Raw genomic sequence first — 11,236 nt, forward strand, 5'->3', positions numbered from 1 at the left:
TTAGATCTCGTTGTGCGGTTGGGTTAAAAGTCATCCCAACCCACTGCCGCCTTGGTGGGATAGGCGGAAGGTTCGCTGATGTCTTCTTCGAACGGATCATCGTCTTGCGCTGCAAAACTGTCGTGTGCCGTCGGCATTGGAGCCGGGGCGTTGCCGGTTTTGAAGACGGACACCTGTTGCGTCAGCGAGACTGCGTCGTTTTTCAGCAATTGGCTGGCTGCCGTGGCCTGTTCGACCATCGCGGCGTTTTGCTGTGTCACCTGATCCAGCTGGGATACGCCGGTGTTGATTTCGCCCAAAGTGGTGGCCTGTTCTGCCGCGCCCGATGCGATTCCTGTGACGTGTTCGGAAATCTCGCTCACGCGTTCGGTGATTTTCTTCAGCTCTTCACCGGCGCGACCCACCAGATCCACACCATGGTTTACATGCTGCGCACTTTCCGAAATCAGACCTTTGATTTCGCCGGCCGCATCGGATGACCGCTGAGCCAGAGCGCGAACCTCGGAGGCGACAACCGCAAAGCCGCGACCTGCTTCTCCTGCGCGCGCCGCTTCAACGCCCGCATTCAGGGCCAAAAGGTTGGTTTGGAAGGAGATGTCGTCGATCACGGTGATGATCTGCGAAATCTGGCTAGACGAGGTCTCGATCTTGCCCATCGCGGTTACCGCATCCGATACAACGGTGTCGCTGTTTTCGGCCGTTTTCTTGGCGTCTTGTACAATGCCTTCCACCGTCCGCGCGCTGTCTGCAGCCGAGCGCACGCTGACCGTCAGCTCTTCCATCGCCGCAGCGGTTTCTTCCAGCGTTGCCGCTTGGCTTTCGGTGCGGTTCGACAGATCATCCGAAGATTGGCTGATTTCGGATGCGCCAGAGCGGATACGCGCAGCATTTTCCACGACCGTGCCAATGATCGAAGTCATCTTGTCGACCGTATTGTTAAAGTTGTGGCGCAGCTCTTCATAGTCTGCCGCAAATTCTTCATCGATCTGCTGAGTCAGATCGCCATCAGAAAGGTTCTTGAGACCTTCGGAAAGGCGACGCACGACACCGGCTTGCTGTTCTTGGGCCGCCTGGCGTTCGGTCTCGGCCTCTTGACCGCTGACCAGTTTTCCTTTGAGCTTGTCAATATTGCGGCAGATCCGGCCAACATCATCTCTGCGGTTTTCATAAAGAGTTAGAGATGTGTAATCGCCATCTGCAATCGTGTTCAACTCTTGGGCAACACGAGCCAGTGGAATGCCCATGGAGCGACGCAAAAGCAACGCGGAGGTTCCTGCCATCAGGAAAAAGGCAGCGGCTGCAATGCCAAGCGCCAAAAGCTTGTCCATTTGAACGGAAGCTAGGTCTAATTCTGGAGACCAAATGAAAACAACGGTGCCAATTGCAACATCCCGTTCCTTACCGGCCAGTGCGGGCGCAATTGTCGCCAGACCATCCAGCGCCTCGGTCATGTTTTTGCTTTCAAGCGCGGCTTCGGTCGCACTTTTTACAGCAGCCAGTTGTGTTGCGTCCGCCTCACCTGCTTCTGCCAAAATTTCGCCTTCCTGGTTTAAGGCCGCCCCATAAACGGCGCGCCCTTCCGTAAGGGTCAGAATCTCACTCAGATCTTGCGTAAGACGGGTTGAATCCCCAAAGCGAATTGCACCGCCACTTCGGGCGGCCACGGTATAGGTCACATTTCGACCTAGATTGTTTACGCCATTCACCACCGATTTGTTCAAAAGCATTTCTGAGGACACAAACATCAAGGCGGCGATGCTGAGCGTGCTGACGACAAGAAGTGTGAGAGATTTGGTGAAGAGCGATAGCCCGTTCACACTGCGCAAGATACGAGAGATCATGTTCAAGGTGCTTTCTGGCTTGTTTTAACCGTTTCATTCGGCCGGGTGAGGTGGGAAGCTGGATACACTGAAGTGCTAGTAAATGCTGCGGGATCGCAGAGGGACCGTTCTGATCGCCGAAGAATCAAAGGTAAGAACCGGTCTTCGAGTGCTTTCGTTTTGAAGCAAAAGATGCGCTGTAAGTCGCTGCAGAAACCGGAATACCGTGGCAGACACGCCTCTTGTTGCGAGGGGCGAGTGCAGGCATGGGGGTCTGAGGCCGAAACGAGAGCTCGCCCGGTATCAAGTAATCGAATTGTGAAGTCCCGATTGAACATTTTTCAACCTGCAAAGATGTACGACGTCACGGTAATTTTGCAGAGACAAAGTTTTCTTTTTTCTTAATTTGCGACTGGTGGCCGAGTGGTTTTACCGAACGCCCCGAGTTGCTATCGTAAAAAGTGTGGAAAATCAGGGATGTTAGCGGGGTTTTGCATTGGAATTTCACTAAAATTTGCCGGAATTGGCCTGTCGTGGACTGAAGTTGCCAAATTGTTGGGCCAGTATATTTTCGAGATTTTGAATATGTTTCGATTCGGTGGTTCCAAATTGCGCTGCCAAATTCGTCTAAAGTGAATACGCGTAAACGGCGATTTTTGTCGCAAGACTCAACTAGTAAGTTGACATCCTGTTATAAGACGCCGAGAATTTGCATGGGAATTTGTCTTGAATGCTTGAGCGATTTTCACGGCAGAAAGACAAAAAACATGAAGCATATTATTGAATCTTAAGAGCATGACAGACGATCATAACTTACAAGCTATTTTGCCCGAGCCTACCAATGAACCCGTCGAAGTGTCGTTGGATGAATTTGAACTGGCGCTCATCCGAGCCTACAACGGATTAGATCGTTGGCAGCAGCAAAGCGTCGCGCTGATGAGCGAGACTCCGTTGTCTGGCGCGGAAGGGGCCCTATTGCGGATTATACGGCTGCACGACAGGCCCAAATCAATCAAAGAATTGGCGCGGCTGACAAATCGCGACGATATTCCCAATATTCAATATTCGCTGCGAAAACTGGCAGCCGCTGGGCTCGTATCCAAATCTGGGTCCGGACGCACAGGCGTCAACTACACTACCACACAGGATGGGGTGCGGCTGACAGATGAAATAGCCATGAATCGCCGAAGCCAGCTAATTGCTCTGCTTCTCGAATTCGGGAATATCGAAGCGGACCTAGAAGTCGGCCAAGCGTTGCTAAATAAAATGACAAGCGCGTTTGAAGAAACGGTCAGAGAGATTGCCGCCCGGCGCTGATTTCGCCGGGAGCAAAACGCATTTGCCCGTGTCATTTGCGGGGATTTGCGCCACTATGAGAGCTCGGTGTACTAAGAAGGCTCTCTCATCTCATGATCGAACTGCGCGACCTCAGCATTTTGTCGTCTTTGGCACGGCACCGTCATTTTGCGCGGGCAGCACAAGATTGTAACATGTCACAGCCTGCGTTCTCGATGCGGATCCGCAATCTTGAGGAACGTCTGGGTCTTTCGCTGGTGCGGCGCGGGAACCGGTTTCAGGGCCTCACCGAAGAGGGTGAGATGATCGTCCGCCGCGCCCGCCGCCTGCTGGATGAATCGCGCGCCCTAGAACAAGAGATTTCCGCCTTCAAAGGGCAAGTCACGGGTATTCTGCAGATCGGGGTGGTGCCCACGGCCACGGCCTTTGCCGCAAAAGTTGTGAACGCTTTGCATCAGGCCCATCCGCGTCTGGTGACCCGTTTGGAAGTCACGAACGCACAGGCGATCCAGCAGCAGCTTTACGATGGCTCGCTGGATGCGGGTATCACCTATGCCGACAGTATCGGGCGCGAGATGGTGGATGTTGTCCCGCTATATGATGAAAGCTATGTCCTGATGGCCCCTTTGGCGATGGTGCGTGATTTCGAAGACACGATTTCCTGGGCGGAACTGGAACCTCTGCCGCTGAGCCTTTTGGAACCCCAGATGCACAACCGCCGGATACTGGACCGGCTGCTGGATGAGCAGGGCGTGCGACCAAATGTGATGTCAGAATCCTCTGGCTTTATGTCCGCTATGATCATGGCGCGCGAAGGGTCCGTTGCGACGATCCTGCCCAAGGCTTTGGTGGATGCGCTTGGACCGATCGAGGGGACGCGTGTCCTGCGTCTTGTGGAGCCTGAGCCCGCGCGCCCCATTTGTTTGGCAACGCTCCATCGCACGCCGGAACTCAGCACTGTAAAAGTCCTGCGAGCAGCTATTGATACGCTGATGTGATAAGGAAAATTTATCGTGGCTTTTTCTATGTCGATTTGACGATCTGATCTTGTGATGACATCTCCTGTTTTAACCCATGTGACACAGGAGACGAACGTGGCACCGTTAGATCAGGACAAAGGCGTTTGGAAATCCGCACGCGGCAAAGGGCGCAAAACCCCAAAAGGGCGCCAAGTTGATGACCACGCTTTGGAAGAGGTGCGCAACCTGCTGGGTGCAAGACCCCGTGATCGCGATCTGCTGATCGAATTCCTGCACCTGATCCAAGATGCCTTTGGCCATCTGAGTGCTGCGCATATTCGCGCTTTGGCCGAAGAAATGCGCATCGGGCAGGCCGAAGTCTATGAGGTGGCAAGCTTCTATGCGCATTTTGACGTGGTGCGCGAAGGGGAAACTCCACCGCCTGCGCTGACGATCCGTGTCTGTGACAGCCTGTCCTGTGAGCTGGCCGGGGCCCAACAGCTGAAGGCGGCTTTGGAGGATGGAATGGATCCCAGCCAGGTTCGCGTGCTGCGCGCACCATGCATGGGCCGCTGCGACACCGCGCCAGTTCTGGAAATTGGCCACAACCACATAGACCACGCCACTGTGGAAAAGGTCGAAGCCGCAATCGCGGCGAATGATACCCATGCCCATGTGCCCGCGTATGAGACATTTGGCGATTACACAGCCAACGGCGGTTATGCCACTCTGAAGGACCTGCGCCAGACCGGCGACTGGGAAGCGGTACAGGACAAGGTTCTGTCGGCGGGCTTGCGCGGTCTGGGTGGTGCAGGCTTTCCATCGGGCAAAAAATGGGGCTTTGTTCGTATGAACGAGGGGCCGCGTTATCTGGCCGTGAACGGGGACGAAGGCGAACCGGGTACATTTAAAGATCGCTATTACCTGGAACGCACCCCGCATCTGTTTCTGGAAGGCATGTTGATCGCAGCCTGGGCGGTGGAGGCTGAAAAAACCTTTATCTATATGCGCGATGAATATCCGGCGGTTCTGACGATCCTGAAGACCGAGATCGCGGCCCTTGAGGCGGCGGGTATCGTTGAGCCCGGTTACATCGATCTGCGCCGTGGGGCAGGGGCCTATATCTGTGGTGAAGAATCCGCGATGATTGAGTCCATCGAGGGCAAGCGCGGCGAGCCGCGCCACCGTCCGCCATTTGTGGCACAGGTGGGCATCTTTGGTCGCCCAACCTTGGTCCACAATGTTGAGACGCTTTATTGGGTGGCTAAAATCAACCGCGAAGGGCCGGAATGCCTGAATTCGGTTGAGAAGAACGGGCGCAAAGGTCTGCGGTCCTATTCTGTGTCCGGACGCGTAAAGTCGCCCGGCGTGCATTTGCTTCCTGCGGGTTCCACCATTTTGGATGTGATCGAAGCGGCCGGTGGCATGCTCGACGGCCACGTCTTCAAGGCCTATCAACCCGGCGGGCCGTCGTCGGGTCTGTTGCCAGCCCATATGAATGATATCCCGCTCGATTTTGACACGCTGCAGCCTCATGGCACCTTCATTGGCTCTGCCGCCGTAGTGGTGCTGTCGGATCAGGACAGTGCTAAGGAAGCGGCGCTGAATATGCTGCGGTTTTTTGAGGACGAAAGCTGCGGCCAATGCACCCCTTGCCGGGTGGGCTGTGAAAAAGCCGTGAAGCTGATGCAGGCAGAAAAATGGGATCAGGAGCTTTTGGAAGAGCTGAGCACCGTGATGGTTGATGCTTCCATCTGTGGTCTGGGGCAGGCCGCGCCAAACCCCATTCGCCTCACCATGAAACACTTCCCCGAGGAGGTTTGAGCCATGTCAGATACCATTACATTCACCCTGGATGGCAAAGAGGTCACCGCGGACAAAGGTCTGACCATCTGGGAAGTCGCCAATGGCCGGGGGCTGAAAATCCCGCATCTGTGCCACAAACCCGCGCCGGGCTATCGCCCTGACGGCAACTGCCGCGCCTGTATGGTTGAGATCGAGGGCGAGCGCACGCTGGCAGCTTCCTGCATTCGTGAACCAATCGAGGGGATGGTGGTCACCACCAACTCGGCCCGCGCAGAAACTGCACGCAAGATGGTGGTGGAACTGTTGGTTGCCGACCAGCCCAAGCCGGAGGACGCACATGATAAGTCTTCGCACCTGTGGGATATGGCGGATCTGAACGGGGTTTCAGAGTCGCGCTTTCCCAAGCTGGAAGAGGGGCGCATTCCGCTGCTGGACGACAGTCATGTCGCCATGAGTGTCAATCTGGATGCCTGCATTTCCTGCAGCCTCTGTGTGCGGGCCTGTCGCGAAGTGCAGGTCAATGATGTGATCGGCATGGCGGGGCGGGGGCATGATGCCTATCCGACCTTTGACATCTCGGACCCGATGGGCGCGTCTAGCTGTGTGGCTTGCGGCGAATGTGTGCAGGCTTGCCCGACGGGCGCGCTTTTGCCCGCAACCGTGGTCGATGCCGACCAGCGTGGCGACAGCAAGGACTACGATAGCGAAACCGAAAGCGTCTGCCCGTTCTGCGGCGTGGGCTGCAAAGTCAGCCTGAAGGTCAAAGACGGCAAGGTCAAATATGTCGAGGGCATCAATGGCCCGGCCAACGAAGGCCGCCTGTGTGTCAAAGGGCGCTTTGGCTTTGACTATATCCACCACCCACACCGTCTGACCAAACCGTTGATACGCCGCGCCGATGCGCCACCCAAAGGGCTGAATGTGGATCCGGGCAATCTGGACACCCATTTCCGCGAAGCGACCTGGGACGAGGCGCTGGATTTGGCGGCCCAAGGGTTCAAGGATTTGCGGGCAGAAAACCCCAAGACAGTTGCAGGCTTTGGTTCGGCCAAATGCACAAATGAAGAAGCCTATCTGTTCCAGAAGTTCATTCGCCAGGGCTTTGGCCACAATAACGTCGACCACTGCACGCGGCTGTGCCACGCGTCATCGGTGACCGCGCTGATTGAAAACATCGGCTCAGGTGGGGTGACGGCAAGTTTTAACGACATCAAAGACGCGGATGTGGCCATCGTGATCGGCGCCAACCCGATCGAAAACCACCCGGTTGCGGCGACGTTTTTCAAACAGTTCACCAAACGTGGTGGCAAGCTGATCGTGATGGACCCCCGTGGGGTAGGCATGCGCCGATTTGCAACCGAAATGCTACAGTTCCGCCCGGGGGCGGATGTCGCGATGCTCAACGCGATCATGCATGTGATTGTCGAAGAAGAGCTCTATGACAGCCAGTACATCCACCGTTGGACCGAAAACTGGGAAGCCGAGAAGGAGCATTTGCGCCAGTTCTCCCCTGAGGCGATGAGCGAGATTTGCGGGATTTCTCCGGAACAGCTGCGCCGTGTTGCACGCATTTTTGCTAATGCGGATGCCGGGATGATCTTCTGGGGGATGGGGGTCAGCCAGCACATTCACGGCACGGATAACTCCCGTTGCCTGATCTCACTGGCGCTGATGACCGGCAATGTGGGGCGTCCAGGCACTGGCTTGCACCCCTTGCGGGGACAGAACAACGTACAAGGGGCCTCAGACGCGGGTCTGATCCCGATGTTCCTGCCAGATTACCAGTCGGTCACCTCGGATGAGGTGCGCAAAAGCTTTACGGATATCTGGGGCAGTGGCGATTTCTCTGCCGAAAAAGGTCTGACAGTGACCGAGATCGTCGATGAGGCCTATGCCGGTAACATTCGCGGCATGTACATCATGGGCGAGAACCCGGCGATGTCTGATCCGGATGCCGATCACGCGCGCGCGGCATTTGCAAACCTTGATCTGATGGTGGTGCAGGACATCTTCCTGACCGAGACGGCGAATTACGCCGATATCATCCTGCCGGCCTCTGCCCTTTATGAGAAAAACGGCACCGTCACCAATACCAACCGTCAGGTTCAGCGGGTGCGTCCTGCGGTGTCGCCGCCAGGTGAGGCGCGTGAAGATTGGTCGGTCACGGTTGAGCTGGCCAAACGTATTGGCCTGCCCTGGACCTATGCAGATGTGTCCGAAGTCTATGATGAGATGGCGCGCACGATGCCGTCGCTTGATAATATCACCTGGGAACGGTTGGAGACACAGACGGTCACCTATCCCGCGTTGGATGAGACCGACATGGGGCAGTCGATTGTCTTTGGCGATGGCTTCCCGCGCGCAGGCGGTGTGGCCAAATTCACCCCGGCCAGTGTCATTGCGCCGGATGAAGCGCCAGATGCCGACTATCCGATGGTGATGACCACCGGGCGTCAGCTGGAACATTGGCACACCGGGTCGATGACACGCCGATCTATGGTTTTGGATGCGGTCGAGCCTGAGGCGAACTGTTCGCTCAACCCCAAAACGCTGCGCGCCATGGGGGTCGAGCCGGGCGAGATGATCCGCCTGACAACGCGTCGCGGCTCAATCGACATCATGGCGCGGGCTGATCGCGCAGTGGCCGAGGACATGGTGTTTGTCCCCTTTGCCTATGTGGAGGCGGCCGCCAATATCCTGACCAACCCGGCGCTGGATCCTTATGGGAAAATCCCAGAGTTCAAATTCGCCGCTGTGCGGGTTGAAAAGATCGAGGCTCAAATCGCGGTTGAGTGATCTTTGCTGGGATGCTTGCAATGGAACGGGTACCTTTTCTGAGGTGCCCGTTTTTCTTTTGTGTCGCATAACCCGCTGGGGGATGTCGCGGTTCCCATGTCACGGCTGTTGACTTGCGGTATGCTGAGCAAAATCGACAAAGGGGAACGTGATGCGGCTTGGCTTTTTGGGATGTGGCACCATTGCCTCGGAGGTGGTGCGCGGGCTGGTGGGGCAGGGGCATCAGATCACGGTCTCAGAGCGGTCTGAAAAATACGCCTCTGCTTTGGCAACAGAGTTCGCAGAGGTCAGCGTGGCCGCCAATGCTGATGTGGTTGTGCAAAGCGACATCCTTTTCCTTGGGCTGCTGGCCGAAGCTGCGCCCGAGATTCTAAAGGGTCTCCCCTTCCGAGAGGATCAGCGCGTGGTCTCATTCATGGCCGGGGCAGCACTGCCTGCGGTTGCGGCGATGGTGCATCCGGCCGAGGCCACCGCCATCATGCTGCCGTTTCCTGGCATCGCGACGGGCGGATCCCCGATATTGGCGTTGGGGGAGACGGAGGTGTTGTCAGATCTGTTTGAACCCCGCGACCAGATCTTTGGACTGGCGGATCAGGCTGAGTTGGACCTGTACCTGTCGGCCCAGGCGGTTTTGTCGCCCGTTGCTTTGATGTTGGCTGAGGCCGGGCAATGGCTTGGCCAGAACGGAGCGGATCCCAAACGTGGAGAGCGCTTCCTGCGCGCCCTGGTCTGTAACAGCCTGGCCGCAACACCAAGCCCGGATCTGATCTCGGCACTGAACACACCGGGCGGCTATAACCAGCGCCTTAGACTGCATATGGAGAAATCAGGACTGGCACGTGATCTAAAGTCCGGATTGGATCAGCTTCTGAAAGGGTGATCCTAAAACGGCCTACGCCGCGCAAAAACAGCGCGGCGTAGAACAGTTTCCGTTTTTTTGAGCCTTAGCCCAGCAGCGCGATGGTGCTGCTGCCTGCGCCGGTGCGCAGCGCGTGAACCTCTGTCAATTCAGGATCATTGATCCAGGCTTTGGCGGCATCCGCGGTTTCAAATTCCAGAATGACACCCAGACCGGTTTCCATCTCACCTTCGAGGATGGTTTGCTGGGGGGAGGCTGCTGCAACTTTGCCGCCGTGACGGCTCAGCGCTTCACCGGCTTTCTCGCGGTAGGCTGCAAGGCTTTCGGGCTTGGTTACGATGATATTTGCGTAGGCATAGACCATAGGACATCTCCGATTTGCGGTGATCCCTATATGGAAGGTCGCAGCCTATGCGAAAATAAGTGATTTCGCATGCAGGATGTGCGAAATTGCATGGGTATCGATTTTGGACCGCAACACAATGGCACAGCTCAATTGGGACGACCTCCGCTCTATACTTGCATTGGTGCAGTCGCGCAGCCTTTCGCAGGCGGGGCAGCGATTGGGGTTGAGCTATACAACCGTCGCCCGCCGTGTCCAACGTGCCGAAGACGCCTTGGGCTATCCGCTGTTTGAACGGCACCCCGATGGATACGTGCCCCTACCCAAGGCCCATGAGATCGCGCGCGCTGCCGAGCGTATGGAGCAGGAAGAGCTGGGGCTGATGCGTAGGTTGTCCGGGCAACAGCCCGAGCTGTCGGGCCCATTGACGTTTACTGCGCCGCAGCTATTGATCCAGACCCATCTCGCGCCGCTCTTGGCGGAATTCACCGGGCGTTACCCGGACGTCGACCTCAGCGTTAAGGCAGGGTACGATGTTCTGGATCTCAGCCGACGTGAGGCAGACCTCGCGTTGCGGATCAGCCATGAACCTCAAAGCGCTCTTGTGGGCCGTCGACTGTGTGATCAACGGAGCGCATTTTTTGCAACGCCCGACATCGTAGAGGCCGCAGCCAAGTCGCCGGAACGTCCCGTAGACTGGTTGCTCTTTGCGCATCAACCCAATGTGCCAGAAGTCGCGCAAGCCGTGCACCCTGAGATTAAGATCCGTGCACGTCTCGACGATATGGGGGCGTTGATCGCCGCGGCCGAAGCGGGGATGGGCGTGTTGCGTATGCCCTTGTTCCTGGGCCTGGCCAGTTCGCATCTGACTCGCTTGCCACATTTGCCAGCGACGCCCTATGCGCCGATCTGGCTTCTCAACCACCGTGATTTGCAAGGCAACGCCAAGCTGATGGCTCTTAAAGACATACTGATCCCCTGGTTCCGGCAGAATCTCCACCTCTTTCAAGGGGGCGAGCCAAAAAGCGAGTCGTAAGCCCGACTCGTTTTGATTGTTTGATTTGGAGTTTGTTTGGTTTGTTTTGTGGATAAGTGTGTTTGTTATTTTATCTTATGTTGTGTTTGGTTGTTTTGGGTTTGGTTTTTGGGATTTTGTGTTTGTGGTTTGGGATTGGGTTTGCGTTTGGTAGGGGAGTTTATCGGCGCATAACCCATTGATATTGTTTTATATTTCAAAAAGATTGTGATTTTTGTGATTTTTGGGTTGCGGGTGTTTTGGGTTACCCGTAAAAGCCCCTTCACCGGCGGCGCTGAGGCGCTGCGGGGCGCGGCGGGGACGCTGCGGGACACACCGGAG

The 11,236-nt window shown here is 56.3% G+C and carries 9 protein-coding genes; 6 read left to right on the forward strand and 3 right to left on the reverse strand.

All coding sequences use genetic code 11. The features are described 5' to 3' along the window. Positions 1 to 23 precede the first annotated feature (23 nt). Complete coding sequence (locus GFB49_RS12860) at positions 24 to 1,841, reverse strand: methyl-accepting chemotaxis protein (protein ID WP_153216280.1); 1,818 nt, start codon at positions 1,839 to 1,841, stop codon at positions 24 to 26. Positions 1,842 to 2,615: 774 nt separating this feature from the next. Between GFB49_RS12860 and GFB49_RS12865 the strand changes: the two genes are divergently transcribed. The 5 genes from GFB49_RS12865 to GFB49_RS12885 all read left to right on the forward strand — a co-directional run bounded on the left by GFB49_RS12865 (position 2,616) and on the right by GFB49_RS12885 (position 9,557). Next, on the forward strand, positions 2,616 to 3,137 hold the full coding sequence (locus tag GFB49_RS12865; protein WP_153216281.1) for a winged helix DNA-binding protein: 522 nt from the start codon (positions 2,616 to 2,618) through the stop codon (positions 3,135 to 3,137). A 92-nt stretch (positions 3,138 to 3,229) separates the two neighbouring features. Further along, the gene (locus GFB49_RS12870) at positions 3,230 to 4,114 is read left to right on the forward strand and encodes a LysR family transcriptional regulator (protein WP_153216282.1); all 885 of its coding nucleotides are present in this window, start codon (positions 3,230 to 3,232) and stop codon (positions 4,112 to 4,114) included. 96 nt (positions 4,115 to 4,210) lie between these two features. Continuing rightward, complete coding sequence (locus GFB49_RS12875; RefSeq protein WP_425505221.1) at positions 4,211 to 5,899, forward strand: NAD(P)H-dependent oxidoreductase subunit E; 1,689 nt, start codon at positions 4,211 to 4,213, stop codon at positions 5,897 to 5,899. Positions 5,900 to 5,902: 3 nt separating this feature from the next. Beyond that, positions 5,903 to 8,677 (forward strand): formate dehydrogenase subunit alpha, encoded by a 2,775-nt coding sequence (gene fdhF, locus GFB49_RS12880; RefSeq protein WP_153216284.1) that lies wholly within the window; start codon positions 5,903 to 5,905, stop codon positions 8,675 to 8,677. A gap of 151 nt (positions 8,678 to 8,828) precedes the next feature. Beyond that, a complete protein-coding gene (locus GFB49_RS12885) occupies positions 8,829 to 9,557 on the forward strand; it encodes an NAD(P)-binding domain-containing protein (RefSeq protein WP_153216285.1) in 729 nt (242 codons plus the stop codon). A gap of 64 nt (positions 9,558 to 9,621) precedes the next feature. Here GFB49_RS12885 and GFB49_RS12890 read toward each other — a convergent pair whose 3' ends face one another. Next, positions 9,622 to 9,900 carry a DUF1330 domain-containing protein gene (locus tag GFB49_RS12890; protein ID WP_153216286.1) on the reverse strand — a complete coding sequence of 93 codons (279 nt, stop codon included), beginning with the start codon at positions 9,898 to 9,900 and terminating at the stop codon, positions 9,622 to 9,624. A gap of 118 nt (positions 9,901 to 10,018) precedes the next feature. Between GFB49_RS12890 and GFB49_RS12895 the strand changes: the two genes are divergently transcribed. Next, a complete protein-coding gene (locus GFB49_RS12895; RefSeq protein ID WP_153216287.1) occupies positions 10,019 to 10,915 on the forward strand; it encodes a LysR family transcriptional regulator in 897 nt (298 codons plus the stop codon). Positions 10,916 to 10,980: 65 nt separating this feature from the next. On the opposite strand, the gene GFB49_RS21110 is transcribed toward GFB49_RS12895, so the two are convergent. Continuing rightward, positions 10,981 to 11,236, reverse strand: a 256-nt coding sequence (locus tag GFB49_RS21110) for a hypothetical protein (RefSeq protein ID WP_214644960.1), incomplete at its 5' end; no start/stop codon positions are given.

Source organism: Tritonibacter litoralis (genome assembly GCF_009496005.1).
Classification (GTDB): domain Bacteria; phylum Pseudomonadota; class Alphaproteobacteria; order Rhodobacterales; family Rhodobacteraceae; genus Epibacterium; species Epibacterium litoralis.

Bases quoted from the DNA above. Each gene is read 5' to 3' on its own strand.
- GFB49_RS12860 (WP_153216280.1), bottom strand. From the start codon at position 1,841: ATGATCTCTCGTATCTTGCGCAGTGTGAACGGGCTATCGCTCTTCACC.
- GFB49_RS12865 (WP_153216281.1), top strand. From the start codon at position 2,616: ATGACAGACGATCATAACTTACAAGCTATTTTGCCCGAGCCTACCAAT.
- GFB49_RS12870 (WP_153216282.1), top strand. From the start codon at position 3,230: ATGATCGAACTGCGCGACCTCAGCATTTTGTCGTCTTTGGCACGGCAC.
- fdhF (WP_153216284.1), top strand. From the start codon at position 5,903: ATGTCAGATACCATTACATTCACCCTGGATGGCAAAGAGGTCACCGCG.
- GFB49_RS12885 (WP_153216285.1), top strand. From the start codon at position 8,829: ATGCGGCTTGGCTTTTTGGGATGTGGCACCATTGCCTCGGAGGTGGTG.
- GFB49_RS12890 (WP_153216286.1), bottom strand. From the start codon at position 9,900: ATGGTCTATGCCTACGCAAATATCATCGTAACCAAGCCCGAAAGCCTT.
- GFB49_RS12895 (WP_153216287.1), top strand. From the start codon at position 10,019: ATGGCACAGCTCAATTGGGACGACCTCCGCTCTATACTTGCATTGGTG.